Here is a 23,883-nt window from a genome sequence, read left to right on the forward strand (position 1 = left end):
CCCTCGGCTTCCGCAACCTCACCAACTACATCGCCCGCAGCCTGCTCGAGACCGGCGGCTTCAGACCCCACCTACACCCTCATCTGTGAAGAGCCGGATTGCTGCGTGGCCTGCTGGATCGCAGGCGGGCAGGCCGCCTGCGATCGTCCTCGGCGCGGAATTGCCCGTATTTCCACAGAGCCCGCGGCAAACCCCGCCGTTGCATCGATCGTCGCCACGGCGCGGGAGAGCGTCCGGCTCAGTTCTCCGGGTGACCGGGATCCGGCGTCGCGGGCTGGATCCACAGGGCATCCCCCGAGGCATCGCGGATCGTGACGGTCCGGGGGGAATCGAGATCGATATCCACATCCAGGTGGTCGTGGCCATGCCGTGCGCTCACCCGGTAGGCGAAGACCGTGTTCGTCAGGTGCAGCGTCTCGGTGCTGGCAGTGGTGAGCCAGGGGTGGCGCCGTCGCAGGCCGATGAGGTCCTGGTGGACGCGGTGGATCTCCTCGCCCCAGGGCGCAAGCTGGTCGGGGGTCTGGGGGAAGGCGGGGCGGATCGCGTCGTCGCCGCCCAGCCGGTCCTCCTTGACGCCGGTGAAGCCCTGCTCATCGCCGGCATAGATTGAGGGGATGCCTCCCACTGTCATGAGGATGGCCAGGGCCGTGATCGCTCCGTGGGCGCCGAGCCTGCTCGCGATGCGGGTGACGTCGTGGTTGCCGATGAAGGTGTTCGGGATGAAGTGCTCGAGAAAGCCGTTGTGACGGCCAAGGGCCCACTCGAGCTCGAAGAGGTTTCGATCACCGAGACTGGACCAGATGGCCTTCCACAGCTCGTACTGGGTGACCGAGTCGGCCCCGGAGGCGGCGACGAACGCTGGGTAGTCGCCGTGAATGATCTCTCCGAGGAACCAGGCGTCCGGGTGCCTGGCGCGAACCCGGGGAAGCACGCGTGCCCAGAAAGCCGGATCGACCGAATAGGCGGCATCCAGGCGCCATCCGTCGATACCGCGGTCGAGCCAGTGGAGCATCACTTCGGTCACATAGTCCACTGTCTGAGGGGCAGCATGGTTGAGCCGTGCCAGCCCCTCGTGCCCCTCGAAGACCCGGGGGGCCGGTCCGCCATCGGCGTGCCAGTCGATATCGAACAGCGCGGCGGCGTGGCTGTCGGGGCCCTCGTGAAGGGCCCGCAGCAGCTCGGGATGGTCTGCCGAGACATGGCTGAAGACTCCGTCCAGGACTATGCGCAGTCCTCGGGCCTGGCAGGCGGCGAGGAGTTCGTCGAAGTCCTTGTCACCACCCAGACGAGGGTCGATGCGGAACTGGTCGAGGCTGTCGTATCCGTGTGTGCGAGAGGCGAAGATCGGCCCCAGCAGCAGTCCGGAGGCGCCCAGCTCTACGGCATAGTCGAGCCAGTTCAGCAGACGGCGCAGCCGGGGAGCGGAGGAGGGGTGGGGTTCGCGGATCGGGGCGCCGCAGAATCCGAGCGGATAGACGTGCCACCAGATTGCGTGCTCGGTCCAATTCATCCCTGCCTCCTACTGAAGGACGTTCACTACTACTAGTGATGCTAGTTCAGTAACGTTAGGATGGGCAATATGGCACGCATCGACCGCCAGCCACGCACCAGGCTCGATCCCGACGCACGGCGTGCCGCGATCCTGGCCGCGGCTGCCGAGGCTTTCGCTGCGCATCCCTACGCCGAGGTGACGGTCTCGTCCATCGCTCAGCGGGTTGGCACCTCGGATGCCCTGTTATATCGCTACTTCTCGGGCAAGGAGGAGCTCTACGCCGAGATCGTGCGGCTCGCCATCGACAGCCTTCTGGCCCGCCAGGGAGCTGCGCTGGCTAGCCTTGCGCCCGGAGTCCCGGCACGCGATCGACTTCTCGCAGCCACTCGCGTCTATCTCGACCACATCGCCAGCCACCCTTCGGCCTGGGCGATGCCCTTGCGCAACCCGGGCACCGAGCCCTCCGCTGTCGCCGCCATCCGTCTCGAGGCCCGTCACGACTACGTGAATCGGCTGGCAGCCATCCTCGCGCCCAGCACCCTCGCGCGGCACGACTATGCCCTGTGGGGCTACTTCGGGTTCCTCGATGCCGCCTGCCTGCACTGGGTCGAGCGCGACTGCCCCGAGGATGAACGGTCCGCACTCCTCGAGGCTGCGCTCGGGGCGCTGGAGGGTGCCCTGGGCGATTGGTCGGCCTGACCAGCTGGCGCGCCGGCGCGAGGGCCGCTGATCCGACGCCGTCGCGGTGGCGCGCTCGGCATCGCGCGATTTCAGCTGGTCCGTGGCAGCACCGCCTTCGCCAGGCTCGCGAGAGGATCGATCTCGCGGCCCAGCAGAACGTCGCCGACCATCCGCAGCAACGGCAGGTGGTCGAGCAGCCCATGGCCGATCTGATCGGCGAACAGGAGTGCGAGCCTGGTCGAGTCGATGCCCTCGACACTTTGCCCCAGCGCCGCCATCTCCTCGCGCGCCTGAGTCGTGCTTGCGCCCAGCCCGATCCGTCGCCCGAAGCCGTGGTTGCGGCCCGCCTGCCCGGTGACCTCCAGATCGCCCAGCCCCGCGAGCCCGGCTGCCGTCATCGGGTCGCCTCCGAGCTGGCGCCCGAAGACCGCCATCTCGTGCACCGCTTGCACGAACGTCGCGGCGCGCAGATTGTGCGTCGCCGCGCCGTCACGCTCGCTCAGGCCGTCGACAAGGCCCAATGCCATCGCGTAGCTGTTCTTCAGGGGCGCACAGACCTCGACGCCGACCTCGTCGCCGCTCGCCATGATCGAATAGGCCGGGGTCGAGCATTGCCGCGCATAGCGCTGCGCGACCGAAATGTCGTGGCAGGCAAACACCGGGGCAGTGGGACGCGCCGCCGCGCATTCGTCGGCCAGGACCGGCCCGGCCACGGTGACGATCGGTGGCAGCTCGACGTGCGCTTCCTGGGCAATCCTGCGGAGATTCTCCGAGAGCAGCCTCACCCGGCCGTCCTCCACCTGGCTGAAGCCCTTCGAGGTGAGCCACAGGGAATCGGCGTTGGCGAGCGGCTCGAGGATCTCGCGGGCCAGCCGGGGCACCTGGGCGGAGATCACCGCCATCACCACCACTCGGCTGTCTGCCAGCGCCTCGCCCAGCTGACCCGATCGATAGATGTGAACCGAATCGGGCAGTGGCACGCCGGTGCGGGGATGCGGGGCACCCGTGGACAGCAGGTCGAGCAGCTCATCATCGAATCGCGTGCCCCACAGCCGAACGTCCCACCCCGCATCGGCCAGTGGCCGGCACTGTGCCGCCCCCATCGCGCCTGCACCAAGAATCGTGACCGTCGCCATCGTTCCCCCTACTCATGCGAGCCGGGACGCTCGCCGTCGGTGCGTCGATGACACCACGCTACCGTCGGGTCTGCGGCTCAGCCCTGATCGAGGCCCAGCTCGCGGGCGATGACGGCCCCGACGCCACCCTCGGCATTGCTGCCGGCCACCGGGTATCCGGATTCGAGCACGCTGGCATGGGAGTTGGCCATCACATAGGGGTGCCCGACGAGCGCCAGCATCTCCAGGTCGTTGGGCATGTCCCCGAAGGCCATCGCCTCATCGGGCGTCACTGCCTGTTCGTCGAGGATCGCGCTCAGTGCGGAGGCCTTGCTCACGCCGGGCGCGCTGCATTCCACGAAGCCAGCCGAGCGGGCGAACGAGAAGGTGGGGTTGACTCGTCCATCGGACGCCTGCCGGCAGGCCCTGGCCAAGCTCTCGGTGGGCGTGCTCGGCGACAGTGCAATGAGCTTGACGACGGGACCGATGTGCACCAGTGAGCTCAGCGTGTCGACGTGATCCGGCCGCTCGGCTGTCTCGTGACCGGCGAACATCGTGTCGGCGCCCCAACCATCCAGGGCGTACTCGACTGCGAAGCACACATCGGGCACCAGCTCCGCCAGGTCGGCGGCGAAACCGAGTGCCTGGTCGGGGCCCAGGGCATGGAAGTCGAGCACCCGGCGGGCGTGCGGGTCGACGACGACCGCGCCATTGCTCGCGATGAGCGTGTAGGAGATGTCGAGCAGCGGCTCGAGCACGACCGTCCAGCGTCGCGGCCGTCCCGTGGCGAAGACCACCTGGGCACCACGCGATGCAGCCTGCCGCACCGCACTGACGCAGGCGGGGTGCAGCTGCTGATCGGGCGCTAGGAAGGTGCCGTCGAGATCGGTGGCGATGAGCCGGAAGCGCGCTGGCGTGCCCGACGTGGCGGGGGCGTCCGGGCCGGGGATACGCGCCTGGCTCACAGCACCGACTCGTCGCTCGTGGGATTCTGGGTTGCGCTGGCCGTGCCGGACCCCGACACGCCCATCGACGGAGTCCTCGTGGGGGAACCGTGGTCGCCGGGGCTGGACTGGGAACCCGATGGTGTCGGGGAGGCGGGCGTACTGGGCGATTCCGAGCCGCTTTGGCTCGGCGATGCGGACTGGCTGGGTGAGCCCGACTGGGACGCCGATTCGCTCGGGGACGGGGAGCCGGTCGGGCTCTGCGAGGGCGATCCAGACTGGGGGCTGCTCTGTGAACTCGTGGCCGAGCCGGTCACCGGGGCGCTGGGCGACTCGGGCGGCCTGTTCTGGAAGATCAGTACGGCGATGAGCAGCGCGAGTGTGGCGAGCAGGACCATGAGCAGCCAGCTGGCCAGCAAGGGAACCCAGCCGGCGCGGTCCCTGCGTCCTGGCCACGGCAGCGGCCAGGCTCGCCAGGTCCCGGGCCGGGAGTTGCCGACCCATGGCAGGGCGAACGAGGGCCCGGTTGTCCGACCAAGTTGGGGAGTGCTCGACAGGTCGACGGTGCGCAGCAGCCGGTCTGCCTCGGCGAGGGCGTCGCGCGAACCATCCCATGCTAGCGCGACCCAGGGGGCCTCTGGCGTCGGGTCCGGGGATGGGGGGCGCGTGGCATCGTCGCGGTACAGATGCCCCAGCCGCCCGTCGTCCTGCCCCTGACCGCCTCGCGCGACAACCGTGGCGGCATTCATCTTGTTGACCTCGCCGGCCAGGCGGTCGCGGGCGGCAGCGTCCTTCGCCGCGCCGTCGGACAGCATGAGGAGCATCACCTGGGGCTGCCCGTCGGCGTGCGCCAGGAAGGCGACCCCGCTGCTGCGTGCCACGAGGCGGGAATCGAGCCAGAATTCGTCGATCTTGGGAGGATCGGTGGTCAGCAGGGGGTAGGAGTCGACAAGAGGAGCCGCGGGGAGCTGTTCGTTCTCCGGCGGCGTTCCAGTGTTGTCCGGTGCTGACATCGCTCCCCATCTCATCACAACTGCCAAACGACCGAAGCCGGCGACCAGGCTGCAGCCGGTAGCTGTGCGCAGACTGTGAGTAGCTGTCAGCAACGCGTGGCAGGGTAGTTGACACATGGCCGGTCCGGCGCCGCGGGGTAAGGTTGCCTGCGACGCTGACTCCGCGCCCGCCAGGCGTCCCCGAGCTGTCCAGGAGAGTTGAGTTGAGCACACAGAACGAGCAGCCCCTGAGCACCGAGGATGCAGCAAAGCTGCTCGGGACCGCGATCTCCCAGGTGCAGCGGGTCATCGTGGGTCAAGAGCACATGGTCGAGCAGCTCATGGTCGGGCTGCTCGCCAAGGGTCACATCCTTCTCGAGGGGGTGCCTGGCACCGCCAAGACGCTCGCGGTGCGCACCTTCGCCACCGTCGTGGGGGGTTCCTTCGCGCGCATCCAGTTCACCCCCGATCTGGTGCCCTCCGATATCGTCGGGACACGCGTCTACTCGGCCAGCAAGGAGAGCTTCGATGTGGAGCTCGGCCCGGTCTTCACCAATTTCGTGCTCGCCGACGAGATCAACCGTGCCCCCGCCAAGGTGCAGTCGGCCATGCTCGAGCTGATGGCGGAGAAGCAGGTCTCCATCGCCGGTACCTCCCACCCGGTGCCCGATCCGTTCATCGTCATCGCTACCGAGAACCCCATCGAGTCCGAGGGTGTCTATCCATTGCCCGAGGCTCAGCGCGACCGCTTCCTGCTCAAGGTCGACGTGCCCTATCCGAAGGGCAACGAGGAGTTCGAGATCCTGCGGCGCATGTCGGTACGACCGCCCAGCGCCACTGCGGTTCTCGACCCGGCAACGACCAAGCGCCTGCAGGACCAGGCGGCCAATGTATTCGTCCACAACCTGGTGGCCGAGTACATCGTGCGCCTCGTGCTTGCCACTCGCGATCCGGCAGGCTTCAACATGCCCGATCTCGCCAAGGTGATCCAGATCGGCTGCTCGTCGCGCGCGACGCTGGGTCTGGTAGGGGCGGCTCGTGCGCTGGCCCTCATCCACGGACGCGACTACGTGCTTCCCACCGATGTTCAGGCGGTGGCGCCCGATGTCATGTCGCACCGCATTCTGCTGAGCTTCGATGCCATCGCCGACAACGTCAATCCTGCTCAGGTGGTGGAGCGGGTGCTGGCCATGGTGCCGGCGCCTACTCCGGTGTGGAACTCCCAGCAGCGCAGGCAGGCCCAGGGACAGCATCGCTACAGTCCCGAGAATGGCCACCCGGATACCGCAGCTGCCCGCCAGCGTCCCAGCGGGCCGTCTGCCGGTGACGGCGGGGATGGCCAGTCCACGAGCGGGTCCATCGCGTCGTGACTCCCGGCACTCCCGACTTCGAACCACCGCGGCCAGCCAAGGGCACGCGGGAACTGGGAGCCGTGCTCTCGGTGCTGCGTGAACCGGGTGGGCCAACGCTCTCGCTGCGCTCGTTGGCGCCCGAGGCGGCGTTGCGCCGCCTCGAACTGACGATCGTGCGTCGCCTGGAGGGCTTCCTCCAGGGTGATCACCTCGGTCTGCTGCCCGGCGCGGGCTCCGATCTCAACGACGCGCGCGTCTACGTGCCGGGCCAGGACGATGTGCGACGGATGGACTGGGCTGTCACGGCTCGCACCACGGTGCCCCATGTGCGCGACACCGTGGCGGACCGCGAGTTGGAGGTATGGGCCCTGCTGGATGCCACTCCGTCCATGAACTGGGGCACCGGCGGGGTGACCAAACGTGATCTCGGCATCGCCGCCGTGGCCACCTTCGGATTCATCAGCCAGAAGATGGGCGACCGCTTCGGTGGGCTTGTCATGCACTCCGACGCGGTGATGCGCATGCCGGCTCGCTCGGGGCGTACCGCGCTCTACGGGATGCTCGGCAAGATGCTCGAGGACCCCATCGAGCATGACCGGGCCGCCGGCTCCGTCGACCTGAGTCAGGGCATCGAGGCGCTCATCCGTGCCCAGCAGCGCCGTGGCCTGCGCATCGTCGTCTCCGACTTCCTCACCGCGGGCGAGGCCGAGATCAGCGCCGCCCGCCCGCCCGCCTGGGAGCGGCCCCTGCGGCGGCTTGCGGTGCGCAACCAGGTGGTGTGCGTCGAGGTTCTCGATGCCGCCGAGGTGGACTTCCCCGATGTGGGTGAGGTTCTGCTGCGCGATCCCGAGACGGATTTCGCGCGTTTCGTCAATACGAGCGATCGGCGGGCGCGCGAGGCCGTCAGCCGGGCATCTCGCGCTCAGCGGGAACGTACCGCTGCCGCGATCCGGCGCGCCGGTGCCGGTCACGTGGTCTTGCGCACCGATCGTGACTGGGTGGCCGACATCGCCCGCTTCGTGCTGACCTACCGGCGCACGGCCGCCGTGATCTCCCAGCCTCCCAAGGGGGTGAGCCGCTGATGGACTCCGTGACCCGTGTCCTGCTCTGGGAGTTCGAGCGCCCTGCACGGCTGTGGGCCCTGCTCGTCGTGCCGGCCCTCATCATCGCCTATGTGTTGATCCTGCAGCTCGCCCGACGCCGGGGAATCCGCTACACCAACACCGGCGTGGTGGGAGCCGTGCTCCCGCACCAGCGCCAGTGGCGCCGTCACGCGTCGGTGGCGATGGCGCTGTGCTCGATGATCCTCATCGGCGGTGCCTGGGCCAAACCGGTGGCCACCGTCAATGTGCCGCGCGAGCGGGCCACGATCGTGCTCATCATTGACGTGTCGCGCTCGATGGAAGCCACCGATGTCAGCCCGACAAGGCTCGATGCCGCAAAGAAGTCCGCTGCTCAGTTCGTCAACTCATTGCCGGCGCAGTACAACGTGTCACTCGTGACGCTCTCGGGCCATCCCAACATCCTCGTTCCCCCCACCGTCGATCGGGGGGTGCTCAATCAGGCCATCAGCAAGTTGCAGGTGGCGGACGGCACAGCTATCGCGCAGTCCATCACCGAGGGCCTGAGCGCGATCTCCCAGGCGCCCACAGGCGACGACGGCCGTCCGGCCCCCGGCCTCATGGTGCTCATGTCGGACGGCTCGGAGACCGCCGGCGGCGATCCGGTGGCCGCTGCCAGCCAGGCCAAGGAGAAGGGGGTGCCGATCAACACCATCGCCTTCGGCACCCAGAACGGCTATGTCGACGTGAACGACAGGCGATACAACGTGGCACCCGATACCGCAACTCTTGCAAGGATCGCCCAAGTCAGCGGCGGCAAGGCGATGACAGCCTCGAGCGCGGGCCAGCTCGACAGCGTCTACAAAGACCTGCGTTCCGATGTCGGCTACCAGAAAGAGCGCGCCGAGGTGACCGCCCAGTGGGCGCTGTATGCGATGGCCTTCGCGGTCGTGGCGAGCCTGGGCGTGGTGTCGATGGCGGCGAGGTGGCCATGATCATTCCCCTGTTGAGCTTCATGAATCCGGGCCGGCTGTGGTGGCTGCTCGTGCCCGGCGCGCTGGCAGCGTTCTATCTCGTGTTGCTGGCACGCAACCGTGCCGCCGGGCGCGGCAGCTCATTGTTGCGGGCGATTCTGCCGAAGGACGCGAACCTCAAGCGTCACCTTTCGGTGGTCGCCTCGCTGCTGTCGTTGGCGTCGCTCGTGGTGGCCTACGCCCGCCCCCAGGCCCTGGTGAATGTGCCGCGTGATCGCGCCACGATCGTCGTGGCGATCGACGTGTCGCGGTCGATGATGGCCACCGATGTCAGCCCGACCAGGCTGTCCGCGGCCAAGCAGGGCGCCAAGCAGTTCATCGCCACATTGCCGGACACCTTCAATGTCGCTCTCGTCTCCTTCGCCGCCACGGCGGAGATCAAGATGCCCCCGACGACCGATCACTCGGCCGTCGATCGGGCGATCGACGCCCTGAGCCTGCAACCCTCGACGGCGATCGGTGAGGGGATCTACACCTCCTTGCAGGCCCTCACACTTGCCCCCGAGGATCCCAAGCATCCGGATGATCCGGCCCCGGGCGCCATCGTGCTGCTCTCCGACGGGGCAACGAACATGGGCCGTGACTCCGCCGGGGCAGCTGAACAGGCCCGCAAGCAGAATGTGCCGATCTACACGATCGCCTACGGCACGCCCGGAGGCTATGTCTACGAGAACGGGGTCCGCCAGTCGGTGGCCGTCGATCACGCGGAGCTGGCGAACGTGGCCCGTCTGTCGGGCGGGAAACCGTACTCGGCTGATTCTCTGAACAAGCTCCAGTCGGTGTACCAGACGATCTCCCAGCAGATCGGCTACACGAAGCAGGGCCATGAGATCACCGACCGCTACGCAGGCATCGCTCTGGTCCTTGCACTCCTTGCCGGTGTGGGTGTCATATCTTTGGCGGCACGATGGCCATGATCGAGGACAGTGCAGCGAGCGGCGAGACGCCGGGCGGATTGCGGGCGGACGAGCCGGCGCGCACGGCGGCAGGAGCGGACGAGGTGAGGCAGCTCTGGCGCGGCGCCGTAGGCACCGACCTCCCGAGCCGGGTCAGGGACGTGTGGGACCGTGTCGGGCGGGCCTGCGCCGCGGCCGGGCGTCCGCGCAGCAGTGTGCGGCTGCTTCCGGTGAGCAAGACCCACTCCGCAGCCTCGATCCTCGCAGTCGATCGGGTCCTGGACACGCTGGCGACGCGGGAGGAGGTGCCAGCAGGCCCAGCTGGTCGGCGGCTGTTCGGTGAGAACCACGTTCAGGAGATCGTCGCGAAATCTGCGCAGCTCGCCGGGCACGACGTAGGTCTGGCGCTCATCGGGCATCTGCAGTCGAACAAGGTCAATGCGGTCGCCGGACTCGTCGAGGAATTCCAGGCTCTGGATTCCCTCAAGCTGGCGGCAAAGCTCGACCGTCGGCTCAGTGCCCTGGGCGTGTCCCTGCGCGTGCTGGTCGAGGTGAACACCTCCGGTGAGCAGGCAAAACATGGTGTGCCGATGGCCGAGGCGACAGCATTGTGCCGCCGCCTCGGCGACTTCGACTGTCTCGAGGTGGCTGGGCTCATGACAGTCGCCGTGAATTCGCCCGACCGGCACGCGGTGGCAGCCTGCTTCGACCGGCTGGCGGGCCTGCAGACCCAGCTGCGCGATGACGCGGTGCTGGATTCGAGCTGGCCGGAGCTGTCCATGGGCATGAGCGGCGATTTCGAGTTGGCCATCGCGCACGGGGCCACGACGGTTCGGGTCGGTACCGCCCTGTTCGGGCCGCGCGACTACGGACAGGGCGACTGAATCACACCCGCCCGCAGCTCATAGATTCTCTACCTCCACCTCATCCACGCCGGGAGGAACCGCCAGGCCGAACAGCTGGCCCAGGAAGCTCAGCTCGCACTCGAGTACGCGATGACGCGTCGCGGGAAGCCGGAAACCGTGGCCCTCGCCCTCGAAGGTGACCAGTGCCACCGGCAGTCCGCGGGCCCGGACCGCCTGGGCCATCTGCTCGGCCTGCTTCGGCGGCACCACGCGGTCGTCCAAGCCCTGGAAGAGCAGCATCGGCGTTGCCAACCGGTCGAGGTGATTGATGGGGGAGCGCTGCTCGAACAGGGCCCGGGCCGTGGGCCAGGGCCCCACCAGCCCGTCGTTGTAGCGTGCTTCGAACTTGTGCGTGTCGGTCTGCAGGGCCACCAGATCGCCGATGCCGTAGCGGCTGATTCCGGCGGCGAATCTGTCCGAGGAGGTGAGGCAGGCCAGCACCGTGAAGCCGCCGGCGCTGCCCCCTTCGATCGTTATCCGGTCGGGATCGGCCAGCCCCTCGGCGATGAGCGCGTCGACCACATCGATGCAATCGTTGACCTCGGCGACGCCCCACTGTCCGCGCAGCCGTTCGCGGTAAGCACGCCCGAATCCTGCCGATCCTGAGTAGTTCACCTGGACCACGGCGAATCCGCGTGAGGTCCAGAAGGCGATTTCGGGGTCATAGGAGCCGGTTGCGATACCGGTCGGGCCGCCGTGCACAGTGAGGATGACCGGCGGGAGCTCATCTTCAGGTGCACTCACCGCATCGTTGTGCGGCGCGAAGTACCAGCTGTGCACCACGCCCTGCCGTCCGGTGACGGTGAGTGGACGGGCGATCGATGTGATGGCTGGGTCGGGCGGCAAGCTGGGGCAGCGCACCACCCGGATATGCGCCTCGCCGTACCGATCAGCGTCATCCACCTCGACGATGGCCGTCGGCGCGTCGGCCCGGCCGACCAGCGCAAAGACACTGTCTTTGGCGCTCACCACGGCATCGACCGAGGCGAAGCGCTCGATGCGCTCGACGGCACCGCCGGCGAGCGGCGTCCTGGCGAGCCAGCACACTCCCTGGTCGCGCAGCTCGTGATAGACCCAGCCACCACTGACAGCCAGCGCCTGGCGACCGAGCTGCCACATCGGCTGGTCCTCCTCGCCATCCTGCTGGCTCAGCCGGTAGGGAGCCTGACCGGAGCGGGGCCACCAGCGGTACAGCGTCCACCAGCCCGAGGCGTCAGCGGTGAACACCAGCGAGCCGTCGGGTGCCCAGTGAGGGTGCTGCACCGAGACGCCCTCTCGGGGCGCTGCGATACGGCCGGCAACAGTGAGCGGGGAACTCACCCGGAGGCCGCTCCCCGCGGTGGAGTCGTCAGCTGTGGTCAGCTCGGCCACCACAAGCCGGGTGGCGTCCCACGGCATCGCCGGCTGGTCCCACTCGATCCACGCAAGGAGGTCATCGCCGTTCCACGCCGGGTCGGCGTAGAAGTCCGCGCCGCTCGCAATCACCAGCCCTGAGGTGGGCGCAGCCCCGGGGCTGGGCAGCGGCAGGGCCACGAGGGTCGTAGTGATCGCGAAGTCGCTGTGCTCCTCGCGCACCGCAATGACGATTCCGAGCTGTGGGCACAGCTCGAGAGCGCCATAGCGATACCGCTCGCTGGGTGCGCTCACAGCCGATGGCTCCTGATCGCCGGTACGGGCAAGGACCTGGCCGGTCGTGTCGTCGCACCACACGACGGTGGTGCTCCGGGCCGCCCAGGCTCCGCCGCCGTATTCATTCACTCGGCTCCGCACCGATGAGGGCGCCGGGCTCACCTCGACCGCTGCGCGGTCGCGCAAGGTCATGAGGGTGAGCCTGGCCTGCGCGTCGGGGGTGGACTCCACCCAGAACGGCTGGTGGCCGTCGCTGCCCAGTTCGCGCACGGTGACTCCGGCGCTCACCGCCTCGTCGATCGACATGGGCGAGGGCCAGCTTCCGTAGCCGACCCGGAGCCGCTCGCGTGGAGCGCCATCCTGGCCTGCCCGGGTGGGGTCCGGGTGGCCGGGTCCCTCGGTGCGTGAGTTCGCAGGGGCGCCGCGAGCGTCGGTGCTCGGGGCAGGCCCCGTCTCCGGTGATGCCATGACGATCACCCTAGCGACAGATCCCCCTGCCGCGTCGCGGCCGGTGCATCGGGTGGGACCGATTGGGGCTTCGCTCCCTATCGAATTCGCTTGGTCAATCGGGCCGATGTGGTGCAAACTCAACAGCACAACCGAATATCTGCTGGCCACTCGCGCGCAGGCTGCTGGGGAAGGCACACCTGAACAACGAGAGGAACCGGCATGGTGGAATGCACTCGCGGCATGATCTACATTCACTCGGCCGCAGCAGCGCTGTGTCCGCACGTCGAGTGGGCAATCGGCGGGGCGCTGGGGCGTACGGTGCACTGCAACTGGGCGCGTCAGGGCGCTCAGCCCGGTACGCTGCGCACCGAGCTGGGCTGGGACGGCTCCCAGGACAGCTGCGCAGCGCTGGTCTCTGCTCTGATGCGCTGCCGTGAGCTGCGCTTCGAGGTGACCTGCGATGCAGGAGCCGGGATGGGGGAGCGCTACAGCTACACGCCCCGACTCGGTGTCTTCCACGCACTCACCGATGAGAGCGGCGACATCATGGTCGGGGAGAACCGGCTGCGTGCCGCGGTGGCGCGAGAGGCCCTTGGCGGGCGCAGCCTCACCGAGGCCATCGCCGATCTGCTGGGCACACCGTGGGACGAGGAGCTGGAGATCTTCCGGCGGGCCGATGACGGCGACTCGGTGCGTTGGCTCAGCCGCGCCGTCTGAGTTCGCCGGGGTGCGCAGGTACCAGCAGGACACGACAATCGGACGAGCGAGGGAGCACAGCACCATGGCAGGCGAGGAGGTGACCTGGCGGCTGCAATGCCCGGACCGGGAATCGCTTCTCGTCAGGTCGTGGCTGCCCAGGGGGGCGCCGAAGGCGGTGCTGCTCGTGAGCCATGGGATGGCGGAGCATTCCCTGCGCTATCGGCAGCTCGGACGGGCGCTCGCCGAGGGCGGCTGGGCGGTGTACGCCCATGATCATCGCGGGCATGGCGGGACTGCCCTGCACCCCGGACGCGCCGGTCGCCTTCCCGCTGAGGACGGCTGGAATGTCCTCGTGGAGGATCAGCACCGAGTGTTCGAGGCGGTGACCCGGCGGCATCCCGGGCTTCCTTGTTTTCTGCTCGGCCATTCGATGGGTTCGCTGGTGGCCCGGGACTTCGCGATCCGCTGGTCCTCCCAGATCGATGGGCTGGTGCTCAGTGGCACCCTGGCGCCGCTCGGTATCCGGCGCCGACCCAGCGAGATCATTGCCGGTCTCGTCGTTGCTTGGGGAGGCGCTGCGCGTCCCTCGGTGCTGCTCGACGCCATGAGCGTCGGTCGTTACGCACGGGCAGTGCCCGGTGCCCGAACCGACGCCGACTGGCTCAGCCGCGACCCCGATGAGGTCGATTCCTACCGCGCCGATCCGTGGTGCGGTTTCACCTGTTCTGCGGGCCTGTTCCGTGCGGTCCTCACCGGCCAGGTACGGGTGGAGGACGACGGGCTGGTGGGTCTGGTACGTCCCGGCCTACCAGTCCTGCTCATCGCTGGCGGGGACGATCCGGCGGGCGCCGGACGGCGCGCGACAGATGCGACAGCCGTCCAGTATCGGGATGCGGGAGTGCGCAATGTGAGGGCCCGGATCTGGCCCGGCGCCCGTCACGAGCTGCTCCACGAGGTGGATCGCCAGGAGACTATCAGCTTCGTGCGCGACTGGCTGGACAAGCACCTGATGTCCTGAGTTCCCGCTCTGGCAGGAGCTCAGGACCATCGCACAGCCGCGCGCTTGGCCCGTGGCCCTCAGTCGGTGGCGTTCTCGTTGGTGATCGCGACGGCCACATTGTGGCCGCCGAACCCGAACGAGTTGTTGATCGCTGCGAGCGGTCCCTCGGCCGGAAGCGGCCGGGCCTGCTTGGCGGCAATGTCGATGCGCAGATCGTCCTCGGGATCATCCAGGTTGATGGTCGGAGGCACGAGCCGCTCGCGCAAGGCGAGCAATGTGGCTACCGACTCGAGGGCGCCGGCGGCCCCCAGCAAGTGCCCGGTCATGGACTTCGTGCTCGTGACCACCACGTGATCGGCCTCGTCACCGAGCAGTTCGCGGATGCCGTGGGCCTCGGCGAGGTCACCGGCCGGGGTGGAGGTGGCGTGGGCATTGATGTGGTTCAGATCGCTTGCACTGATCTGCGCGCTCTCCAGGGCCTTGCGCATGGCCGCCATCTGGCCATGCGGTGAGGGCTTCACCATGTCGAAGGCATCGGCGCTGATTCCCGCGCCAGCGATGGTTCCGTATATCTTCGCGCCCCGGGCCTTCGCCGATTCGAGGCTCTCGAGGACGAGGGTCACCGCGCCCTCGCCGAGCACGAAACCATCGCGCCCCTTGTCCCAGGGCCGCGAGGCGCCGGCCGGTTCGTCATTGCGCTTGGAGAGCGCCTGCATCTGGGCGAACGCCACGATAGGCAGTGGGTGGATGAGTGCCTCCGTGCCGCCAACGAGCATGATGTCGGCCCGCCCGAGCTGGATGGTGTCCACCCCGAGCGCGATCGCCTCGTTGCTCGACGCGCATGCCGAAACCGTGGTGTGGGCGCCGGCGCGTGCGCCGATCTTGAGCTCGACGTGGGCTGCCGGCGCATTGGACATGAGCATGGGCACGGTGAAGGGGCTGACGCGGCGCAGTCCCTTCGTGCGTAGGAGCTCCCACTGGCTGATGGTGGTCTGGAGACCACCGATGCCGGTGCCCAGGGCCACGCCCAGACGCTCGGGATCTGTCTCGTTGTCGGGCGCGAAGGTGAATCCGGCGTCCTCCCAGGCCTGCTGGGCGGACGCGACGGCGAGGACGCTGCACCGGTCCATGCGCCGTGCCTCGACGCGCGGGACGGCATCGCTGAGATCGGCATCCACCTGCCCGGCGAACCGCACCGACAGCTGGGTGGCCCACTCCTCATCGATTGTGCTCACTCCACTACGGCCATTGCGCAGACCATCCCAGGTCTGCGTGACATCCGCTCCGAGTGGGGTGATGGCACCCAGTCCGGTGACGACGACGGTTGTCATGCAGCTTCCTCCAAATGCGGGGTGGCGATGGGCGCCGGCCCCCGGTCGAAACTTCGATGAATGCCGACCTCGCGGCCGGTGTCGTGCAGGCGCTGGGCTCTCAGGCCTGCTTGTTCTCCTGAACCTTCTCGACATAGGCGATGGCGTCGCCCACGGTGCGCAGGCCCTTCACGTCCTCGTCGGGGATCTCGACGTTGTACGCCTCTTGCAGGGCATAGACGATCTCGACCATCGACAGCGAGTCGATGTCCAAGTCGTCCACGAAGTTCTTCTCGTCGGTGATGTCCTCCACCGGGACGCCGGCGACGTCATTGACGATTTCGGCGAGCTTGGTGCGGATCTCTTCGGTGCTGGCCATGGTGTTGCCTTTCGTGTTGTGGCTTGTCGAGCCGGATTGGCTCGCGTTGGGTTCGATGGGCGCGGACTGCGTGAGTGCTCTCAGGGCAGGACGACGACCTGGCCTGCGAAGACCAGTCCCGCTCCGAAGCCGATGATGAGCGCATTGTCCCCGCTCTTGGCCTCTCCCGATTCAAGCAGAGCGTCCATCGCAAGGGGAATCGATGCCGCCGATACGTTGCCCATGTGCCGGATGTCGCGGCTGACCGTCACGGTCTCGGGCAGGTGCAGGCGGCGCAGCAGGGCGTCGGTGATGCGGTTATTGGCCTGGTGGGGGATGAACACATCGAGTTGCTCGGGGGCCAGACCTGCCTTGTCGAGTGCCTCGACGGCCTTCTCCGCAATGAAGGTGGTTCCCCACAGGTAGACGGCGCGCCCGTTCATGTGGACGACCGGCGGGCGCCCGGTGCCCAGGGCATCGAACCAGTCCTCGGTCCAGATGGCGTCGTCCTGGGAGGGGTCGGAACCCCATACGGCGGGCCCGATGGCCGGGGTCTCGCTGGGTCCGACGACGGCTGCCCCGGCGCCGTCACCGAACAGGAAGGCGGTGCCGCGGTCGGTGAGGTCAATCTGCTTGGACAGCAGCTCCATGCCGATGATCAGGACGTGATGGGCCGAACCGGTGCGGATCAATCCGTCGGCCTGGGACAGTGCGTAACAGAATCCTGCGCAAGCGGCGCGGATGTCGTAGGCGGCCGGCGCGGGAATCCCCAGGGCTCGCGCGACCTCGCAGGCGAGCGAGGGGTATTGGCGGAAGTTGCTCACCGTGGAGACGATGACGGCATCGATATCGCTGGCGCCCAGCCCCGCTCGCTCGATGGCCTTGGTGGCTGCCTGGACGCACATGAACGCCGGTGTCTCTTCCTCGGTCGCCCAGCGGCGCTCGGCGATGCCGGTGCGCTGCTGGATCCACTCGTCAGAGGAGTCGATGTAGGTGCACATCTCGGCGTTGTCCACGACCCGGCTACCCCGATATCCCGCGACGCTCATGAGGCGGGCGTACTTGGCTCCGGTCGAGACCTTGATGGGTGCACTCATTGATCAGGCTCCTTGCGTTGCACGGTCAGACGACGTCGTGGCAGGCGACGTGGTGTCAGGTGAGGTGGTGTCAGGTGAGGTGATGCGACGGCCGGCGTGGGCGTGGCAGAAGGCCAGCGCATCGTCCAATTGGGTCGGCTCGTTGAGGTTGAACAGTTCGACGCCCTTGAGATTGCGCTTGGCGATACCGGTGAGGGTCTTGGCCGGCGGCAGTTCGAGCATGCCGGTGACACCGAGCTGGCGCATGGTGTCCATGCACAGGTCCCAGCGGACGGGCACCGTGACCTGCGCGACGAGACGCTGCAGGAAGTCCGCACCCAGGGAGACGATGGCGCCGTCGGCGTTCGACAGCAGCGCGGTGATCGGGTCGTGCGTGGTCATCGTCCGCGCCAGGTCCGCCAGGGGCGGCTGGGCAGCTGCCATGTGCTGGGTGTGGAAGGCCCCGGCCACTTTGAGCGGGACGACACGCGCCCGGGCCGGCGGAGCGGCGCGCAGCGCCTCTATCTGTTCGAGAGTGCCTGCCGCGACGATCTGTCCGCTGCCGTTGAAGTTGGCGGCGGTGAGCCCGCACTCGGCGATCCGGGCGAGCACTTCCTCGGGTTGACCGGCGATCACGGCCGCCATCCCGGTCGGCGAGGACGCCGAGGCCCGGGCCATCCCGCGGCCACGCTCACGGATGAACAGGGCAGCCTGGGCCGGCTCCAGCACGCCTGTGCCCGCCGCGGCGGTGATCTCGCCGACGCTGTGCCCCGCGACAACATCGGCCAGCGCGAAACCGCCATTGCTCGCAGCCTGATCAAGGGCCAGGCCGGCGTACAGCCCGGCTCCGAACAGGAGCGGCTGGGCGACCGCGGTGTCCTTGATCGCCGCCTCGTCGGCCTCGGTGCCGAGGTGGATCAGGTCGAGGCCGGTCACCTCGGACAGCTCGGTCAGACCCTTGCGGAAGGAGTCGATCTCGAGCCAGGGAGTGAGGAATCCTGGATTCTGGGCGCCCTGTCCGGGTGCGACAATCGCGAGCACCCTCCCATCTTGCTCCGTCGGGTGGCGCACAGCCGAACTGGAACAGACGAAAATCACTCCGATGTCTTTGTAGGAATCCCACAAAACCGGCCGATGGGGCACGGTCAGTTCGCGGTGTCTGTTGTTGGTTCCCCAATAGCTTTGTCGTCGGCGCGGGCGCCGTGAGCGCCGGCCCGGCGCTCACGGGGCGTCGGTGTGCCCAGGGCTGGCGGCTCGGCCCGGAGCGTCGCGGTCGAAGTGGTGGGCAGGCTCGTCCTCGCTGAGCCTGCCCAGGGTGATCGCCAGGTGCAGGACATAGGCCTGGCGGGGCTGGGCAGGGGAGTATCCGCTCAGCTCGGCGATCCGACGGATTCGGTAGCGCACCGTGTTGGGGTGCACGAACAAGGCTCTGGCGGTGGTCTCCACCGAACAGCCGTGGTCGAGATAGCTCACACAGGTGCGCATCAGCTCGGTTGCTCGTGACAGCGGGCGGTAGATCTCCTCCACTAGGGCGCGCCGGGCCTCGTCGTCCCCGGCGATGGCGCGTTCGGGAAGCAGGGCGCGGCTGGCGACCACGCGCGGGCTGGCAGGCCAGGCATGCGCGGTGCGGGCTGCCGAATGGGCTGCCCGCGCCGATCCGGTCGCTGCGATGAGGTCGGCGACCAGCGGGCCGACCACGATGGTGCCCGGTCCGAAGTGGTCGGCGAGCGAGGTGAGCGCCCCGACCACCGCGTTCTCCTCGGTGAGCTGCCTGCCGCTGACGATGACGACGAGACGTCCACCCTGCACCGAGGCGAGGATCCCCAGGTCCTGTGTCTCGGCGTCGTGGCGCAGGGCGTCGAGATCGGGCTGGGCCGGGGCCGGTCCGACGGCCACCGACACCTGCCCCCTGTCCAGCCAACCCAGCGCGGACGCTCGTGACAGCACCATCTCGTCCGCCTCGCCGCGCACCACCGCATCGACGATGAGAGCCTCCATTCGCTCGTCCCAGCCGCCACGCAGCTCCGCTGCGCGGGCGTAGACCTCGGCCGCTGCGAAGGCGACATCACGCGAGAAGTGCAAGATGGCGATCTCCAGGGCCTGCTGATTGCGAGGAGGAACCAGCTCGCCGACCTGCTGCGCGACGACATCGATAGTGGTGCGCACCAGGTCGACCGTCTGGTGCAGCGAGATCTTGCGGGTCAGCACGCGGGGGGCCACATTGAACAGCAGGCCGGGATCGCCCGACATGCTCGAGTTGTCGCCGAACCAGGTGATGAAGTTGTCGATTCCGGCCCGGGCCACCAGGGTGACCCAGCTGCGCTCTTCGGCGCCCAGGCGCAGGAACCAGGGATGGCTCGATTCCATCGCGGCGACGATCATGCTCGTGAGCTCGCCGGTCCGGGCCGCAAGCCGCCGCGCCAGGGCGCTGCGCTCGGCGGGATCGGGGATCAGTGCGGGTCCGGTGCCGATCAAGGGGTGCGTCACGCGCGGGAGCCGGCGTGGGCGGCCCTCACTCGCATCGGCCATCACAGCCTCCCGCCCGCCAACTGCCGGCGGGCGGGAGCAGGGAGCGTCACGCCGCGGAGCGCACAGCCGCGATCGCCGTGGCCACGTAATCGACATTGCCCGGATTGAGCGCGGCCACGCACAGCCGGCCCGCGTCGGTGCCATAGACGTGGTGCTCGGTGCGCAGCAACTCCATCTGTTCCTTGCTGAGCCCGCAGTAGCTGAACATGCCCGCCTGGGTGTTGATGAATTCCATGTCGTGGACGCCAGCCGCATTGAGGCCGTCCACCAGAGCCCTGCGCATCGACTTGATGCGTTCGCGCATCGCCGTGACCTCCTCGACCCACTGGGCGCGCAACTGCTCGTCGGAAAGGATCGTCGTGACGATCCGGGCACCGTGCAGTGGCGGGGTGGAGTAGTTCTCGCGTGCGGCAGTCTTGACCCGGCTGCGCACCCGCTCGGCCTCGTCGGCGTCTGCGCAGACGAAATGGACCGCACCGATGCGCTCGCCGTACAACGAGAAGTTCTTCGAGAATGAGCTGCCCACAACGAAGGTGAGACCATCTGCCACGAGCCGGCGAATGGTTTCGGCGTCCTCGTCGAGGCCCTCTGAGAAGCCCTGGTAGGCCATGTCGATGAAGAGCGTGAGCCTCCTGTCGCGCGCCAGCTGCGCCACCGCGTCCCACTGCTCGCGGGTGAGGTCGTAGCCGGTGGGATTGTGGCAGCACTCGTGCAGGACGATCACCGTGCCGGCCTCGGCCGCCGACAGATCGGCGAGCAGACCGTCGACGTCGACACCGTGGCGTTGCGCGTCGTAGTAGCGGTAGGTGCCGACCGTGTAGCCGGCCCGCTGGAGGATGGCGATGTGATTTGCCCAGGTGGGTGAGCTCACCAGCGCGGCATGGTTGGGGGAGGCGGCCGAGTAGACATCGGCGGCGACGGTGAGCGCACCGGTGCCCCCCAGGGACTGCGCGGTGACGATGCGCCCTGCGGCAATGGCCGGGGAATCGGCGCCGAAGACCAGCTTCTGCGCCTCGCGGTTGTAGTCGGCCAGGCCGTCCATCGGCGGGTAGGGGCGGGGCAGGCCCTGGGCGTCGAGGCCGTTCTCGACCTTGAGCACCGTCTTGAGCAGGGGGACCGCGCCATGGGCGTCCTGGTACATGCCGACCCCGAGATTCACCTTGTTCGGATCCGTGTCCTTGTTGAACCTGTCGGTGAGACCGAATATCGGATCGTTGGGAGTGGCGCGCAGACCGGCGAACAATGACATGGTGGTGAATCCCCTTTCGTCCGCTCGATGGTAGCGGTCCGCGAGGGCTCGGCGCCTGGGTAGTCTCGCGATGGAGTGGCGGGGCTGACCGGGGACCTCGGCGAGTGCCGTGATTTCGCTCTTGGCTCGCCCCGTGCATGCGACAAAAGCCCTGGCGAGGATGGAAGATGGACGTCATGGGCCAGCAATGACGGCTGGTCGCATCTCATTTGAAAGGATGACACGTGATCCCTCGTGAGCAGCCGGGTCCGATCCTCAACGGGGTACCGACCAACCTTCCCGACACCGACCAGGAGGAGACCCAGGAGTGGGTCGATTCGCTGGACCAGATGATCGATGCAGACGGTCGCAATCGGGCGCGGTACCTCATGCTGAAGCTCAACGAGCGTGCTCGGGAGCGTCAGATCGGCGTGCCTTCGTTCACTTCGACGGACTACGTCAACACGATTCCCCATGACCGCGAGTTGGCATACCCCGGCGATGAGGCCCTCGAGGAGCGGTTCCGTCATCTGCTCCGCTGGAACGCGGCAGTGACGGTGCACCGCCAGCAGCGTCCCGGGATCGGAGTGGGCGGGCACATCGCCACCTATGCCAGCGCGGTGCAGCTCTACGAGGTGGGCATGAACCACTTCTGGCACGGCAAGGACCATCCGAGCGGCGGCGACCAGATCTTCTTCCAGGGCCACGCCAGCCCGGGGATGTACGCCCGTGCCTATCTGGAGGGGCGTCTCACCGAGGCGGATCTCGACGGATTCCGCCAGGAGTACTCGAGGCCGAAGGGCGGACGGGGCCTGCCCAGCTACCCGCACCCGCGCCGGATGCCCGACTTCTGGGAGTTCCCCACCGTCTCGATGGGCATCGGGCCGCTCAACGCGATCTACCAGGCGCAGTTCAACCGCTATCTGGAGAATCGCGGGATCAAGGACACCAGCGGTCAGCACGTGTGGGCCTTCCTCGGCGATGGCGAGATGGACGAGCCGGAATCCCGCGGAGCCCTGCAATTCGCGGCGAACGAGGGCCTGAACAATCTGACGTTCGTCATCAACTGCAATCTGCAGCGCCTCGACGGCCCGGTGCGTGGCAATGGCAAGATCATCCAGGAGCTGGAGTCGTTCTTCCGGGGTGCCGGTTGGAATGTCATCAAGCTGATCTGGGGGTCGAACTGGGATCCTCTGCTGGATGCCGATCGCGATGGCGCCTTGGTCAATCTCATGAATTCCACCAGCGATGGCGATTACCAGACATTCAAGGCCAATGACGGGGCCTATGTGCGCAAGCACTTCTTCGACAAGGACCCGCGCACCTCGGCGATGGTGCGTGACTGGACCGACGACCAGATCTGGGCGTTGCGCCGTGGTGGACACGACTACCGCAAGATCTACAACGCCTATCGGGCCGCCACCGAGTTCAATGGTGGTCCGACCGTTATCTTGGCCCACACCATCAAGGGCTATTTCCTCGGCAGCCACTTCGCGGGCCGCAACGCCACCCACCAGATGAAGAAGATGGCACTGGACGACCTCAAGGGCCTGCGCGACCGTTGCGATATCCCGATCAGCGACGCCCAGCTGGAGTCCGATCCCTATCAGCCTCCCTATTACCGCGATCCGGAGAACTCCGAGGCGATGCAGTACATGTTCGAGCACCGCCGCGCCCTGGGCGGGTTCCTTCCCGAGCGGCGCACCACCGGTAAGAAGCTCGAATTGCCGGCGGATTCCGCCTATCGGGGGGCACGCAAGGGTTCGGGAAATCAGAAGATCGCCACCACTATGGCATTCGTGCGGCTCCTCAAGGACCTCATGAGGGACAAGAACTTCGGGCCCTATGTGGTGCCGATCATCCCCGATGAGGCCCGAACGTTCGGCATGGACTCGTTCTTCCCGACGATCAAGATCTACAACCCGAATGGCCAGAACTACACGCCGGTCGACCATGACCTCATGCTCAGTTACCGCGAGGCGCGCAATGGCCAGATCTTGCACATGGGCATCAACGAGACCGGATCGGTGGGAGCCTTCACTGCAGCCGGCACGAGCTATGCGACCCACGGGCGTCCCATGGTGCCGATCTACATCTTCTACTCGATGTTCGGCTTCCAACGCACCGGCGATTTCATGTGGGCGGCGGCCGATCAACTCGCCAAGGGCTTCTTCCTGGGCGCCACGGCGGGACGCACCACGCTGACGGGCGAGGGCACCCAGCACATGGACGGGCACTCGCCCATTCTGGCCAGCACCAATACCGCGGTGGTGAGCTATGACCCGGCGTACGGCTATGAGATCAGCCATATCGTCCAGGACGGGCTGAGGAGGATGTACGGCGACGAGCCCGAGGACCTCATGTACTACCTGACCGTGTACAACGAGCCGATGGTGCAGCCCCGTGAGCCCGAGAATGTCGATGTCGAGGGCATCCTCAAGGGCTTCTACCTGCTCAAGGAGGGCAGCATGGCGGGCGTCAATCCAGATGCCCGCCGGGCCCAGCTGCTGGCCTCTGGTGTCGCGGTCCCGTGGGCGTTGGAGGCCCAGCGGCTGCTCAAGGAGGATTGGGGCGTCGTGGCCGATGTGTGGAGCGTGACGAGCTGGGGGGAATTGCGCCGCGATGGCCTGGAGAGCGATGAGCAGGCCTTCCTGCATCCCGAGCGGGAGGAGCGGGTGCCGTACGTCACCGCGCGGCTCCAGGATCGTCCTGGACCGGTGCTCGCCACGAGCGACTACATGCGGGCCGTGCCCGACCAGATTCGCGAATGGGTGCCTACCGACTACGTGACACTGGGCGCCGATGGATTCGGCTTCTCCGACACCCGTCCGGCAGCTCGCAGGCATCTGCACATCGACGCGGTGTCCCTCGTCGTGCGCACCCTCCAGGTGCTGGCGCGCCGCGGCGAACTGCCCGTTGACTGGTCCCGCAAGGCCGCTGACCGCTATGGGCTGCTCGATGTCCATGCCACCGAGGTCGACACGGCTGGTGGGGAGTCCTAGTCGAGGTCGCTGGGGGGCTGGGTGCCGGATCTCCGGAGCGGGGCCCAGCCTCCCCGGACCTGCCATGTCTGCCCGTTTCTCGCTGTTGGTCCATTCAAGTGGTGCCCGGCCGAGCGAATGTGGTGAAGTA

At 67.6% G+C, this 23,883-nt stretch carries 20 protein-coding genes; 9 read left to right on the forward strand and 11 right to left on the reverse strand.

Annotated features, from left to right (window positions below; translation table 11 throughout):
* Positions 1–238 precede the first annotated feature (238 nt).
* A complete protein-coding gene (locus tag BMX93_RS04035) occupies positions 239–1,510 on the reverse strand; it encodes an alpha-amylase family protein (protein ID WP_091968358.1) in 1,272 nt (423 codons plus the stop codon).
* Between the two features lie 69 nt (positions 1,511–1,579).
* On the opposite strand from BMX93_RS04035, the gene BMX93_RS04040 reads away from it, so the two are divergent.
* Positions 1,580–2,191 (forward strand): TetR/AcrR family transcriptional regulator, encoded by a 612-nt coding sequence (locus BMX93_RS04040; protein ID WP_091968360.1) that lies wholly within the window; start codon positions 1,580–1,582, stop codon positions 2,189–2,191.
* 71 nt (positions 2,192–2,262) lie between these two features.
* On the opposite strand, the gene BMX93_RS04045 is transcribed toward BMX93_RS04040, so the two are convergent.
* From BMX93_RS04045 to BMX93_RS04055, 3 genes are all read right to left on the reverse strand, one after another.
* Complete coding sequence (locus BMX93_RS04045; protein WP_091968362.1) at positions 2,263–3,309, reverse strand: NAD(P)H-dependent glycerol-3-phosphate dehydrogenase; 1,047 nt, start codon at positions 3,307–3,309, stop codon at positions 2,263–2,265.
* Positions 3,310–3,386: 77 nt separating this feature from the next.
* The gene (locus tag BMX93_RS04050) at positions 3,387–4,253 is read right to left on the reverse strand and encodes an HAD family hydrolase (RefSeq protein ID WP_177170061.1); all 867 of its coding nucleotides are present in this window, start codon (positions 4,251–4,253) and stop codon (positions 3,387–3,389) included.
* Positions 4,250–5,245, reverse strand: a complete 996-nt coding sequence (locus BMX93_RS04055) for a hypothetical protein (protein ID WP_425438751.1) — start codon at positions 5,243–5,245, stop codon at positions 4,250–4,252. The genes BMX93_RS04050 and BMX93_RS04055 overlap by 4 nt, the downstream gene beginning before the upstream one ends.
* 203 nt (positions 5,246–5,448) lie before the next feature.
* On the opposite strand from BMX93_RS04055, the gene BMX93_RS04060 reads away from it, so the two are divergent.
* The 5 genes from BMX93_RS04060 (at position 5,449) to BMX93_RS04080 (ending at position 10,451) form a co-directional block, all read left to right on the forward strand.
* Complete coding sequence (locus BMX93_RS04060; RefSeq protein WP_091968366.1) at positions 5,449–6,594, forward strand: AAA family ATPase; 1,146 nt, start codon at positions 5,449–5,451, stop codon at positions 6,592–6,594.
* Between the two features lie 62 nt (positions 6,595–6,656).
* Entirely contained in the window at positions 6,657–7,658 is a 1,002-nt protein-coding gene (locus tag BMX93_RS04065) for a DUF58 domain-containing protein (RefSeq protein WP_425438754.1), read from the forward strand.
* Entirely contained in the window at positions 7,658–8,632 is a 975-nt protein-coding gene (locus tag BMX93_RS04070; protein WP_091968368.1) for a VWA domain-containing protein, read from the forward strand. Before BMX93_RS04065 ends, BMX93_RS04070 begins: the two co-directional genes overlap by 1 nt.
* On the forward strand, positions 8,629–9,588 hold the full coding sequence (locus BMX93_RS04075) for a VWA domain-containing protein (protein WP_091968464.1): 960 nt from the start codon (positions 8,629–8,631) through the stop codon (positions 9,586–9,588). The genes BMX93_RS04070 and BMX93_RS04075 overlap by 4 nt, the downstream gene beginning before the upstream one ends.
* A complete protein-coding gene (locus tag BMX93_RS04080; RefSeq protein ID WP_091968370.1) occupies positions 9,585–10,451 on the forward strand; it encodes a YggS family pyridoxal phosphate-dependent enzyme in 867 nt (288 codons plus the stop codon). Before BMX93_RS04075 ends, BMX93_RS04080 begins: the two co-directional genes overlap by 4 nt.
* A gap of 18 nt (positions 10,452–10,469) precedes the next feature.
* Here BMX93_RS04080 and BMX93_RS04085 read toward each other — a convergent pair whose 3' ends face one another.
* On the reverse strand, positions 10,470–12,569 hold the full coding sequence (locus tag BMX93_RS04085) for a prolyl oligopeptidase family serine peptidase (protein ID WP_143052807.1): 2,100 nt from the start codon (positions 12,567–12,569) through the stop codon (positions 10,470–10,472).
* Positions 12,570–12,770: 201 nt separating this feature from the next.
* Here BMX93_RS04085 and BMX93_RS04090 point away from each other — a divergent pair, with 201 nt between their 5' ends.
* Both BMX93_RS04090 and BMX93_RS04095 read left to right on the forward strand, forming a co-directional pair.
* Entirely contained in the window at positions 12,771–13,268 is a 498-nt protein-coding gene (locus BMX93_RS04090) for a DUF3145 domain-containing protein (protein ID WP_091968374.1), read from the forward strand.
* Between the two features lie 64 nt (positions 13,269–13,332).
* A complete protein-coding gene (locus tag BMX93_RS04095; protein ID WP_177170063.1) occupies positions 13,333–14,268 on the forward strand; it encodes an alpha/beta hydrolase in 936 nt (311 codons plus the stop codon).
* Between the two features lie 59 nt (positions 14,269–14,327).
* Here the strand turns inward: BMX93_RS04095 and fabF are convergent, their stop codons facing one another.
* From fabF to BMX93_RS04125, 6 genes are all read right to left on the reverse strand, one after another.
* Positions 14,328–15,581 carry a beta-ketoacyl-ACP synthase II gene (gene fabF / locus BMX93_RS04100; RefSeq protein ID WP_091968378.1) on the reverse strand — a complete coding sequence of 418 codons (1,254 nt, stop codon included), beginning with the start codon at positions 15,579–15,581 and terminating at the stop codon, positions 14,328–14,330.
* Between the two features lie 100 nt (positions 15,582–15,681).
* A complete protein-coding gene (locus tag BMX93_RS04105) occupies positions 15,682–15,939 on the reverse strand; it encodes an acyl carrier protein (protein WP_091968380.1) in 258 nt (85 codons plus the stop codon).
* An 80-nt stretch (positions 15,940–16,019) separates the two neighbouring features.
* Positions 16,020–17,015 (reverse strand): beta-ketoacyl-ACP synthase III, encoded by a 996-nt coding sequence (locus BMX93_RS04110; protein ID WP_091968382.1) that lies wholly within the window; start codon positions 17,013–17,015, stop codon positions 16,020–16,022.
* 3 nt (positions 17,016–17,018) lie between these two features.
* The gene (locus tag BMX93_RS04115; protein ID WP_091968384.1) at positions 17,019–18,035 is read right to left on the reverse strand and encodes an ACP S-malonyltransferase; all 1,017 of its coding nucleotides are present in this window, start codon (positions 18,033–18,035) and stop codon (positions 17,019–17,021) included.
* Between the two features lie 180 nt (positions 18,036–18,215).
* Positions 18,216–19,376 carry a PucR family transcriptional regulator gene (locus BMX93_RS04120; RefSeq protein ID WP_091968466.1) on the reverse strand — a complete coding sequence of 387 codons (1,161 nt, stop codon included), beginning with the start codon at positions 19,374–19,376 and terminating at the stop codon, positions 18,216–18,218.
* Positions 19,377–19,569: 193 nt separating this feature from the next.
* Complete coding sequence (locus tag BMX93_RS04125) at positions 19,570–20,772, reverse strand: amino acid aminotransferase (RefSeq protein WP_091968386.1); 1,203 nt, start codon at positions 20,770–20,772, stop codon at positions 19,570–19,572.
* A gap of 224 nt (positions 20,773–20,996) precedes the next feature.
* On the opposite strand from BMX93_RS04125, the gene aceE reads away from it, so the two are divergent.
* Positions 20,997–23,753, forward strand: a complete 2,757-nt coding sequence (gene aceE / locus BMX93_RS04130; protein ID WP_091968387.1) for a pyruvate dehydrogenase (acetyl-transferring), homodimeric type — start codon at positions 20,997–20,999, stop codon at positions 23,751–23,753.
* Positions 23,754–23,883 lie beyond the last annotated feature (130 nt).

The sequence above is a fragment of the Propionibacterium cyclohexanicum genome, from assembly GCF_900111365.1.
Lineage (GTDB): Bacteria > Actinomycetota > Actinomycetes > Propionibacteriales > Propionibacteriaceae > Propionibacterium > Propionibacterium cyclohexanicum.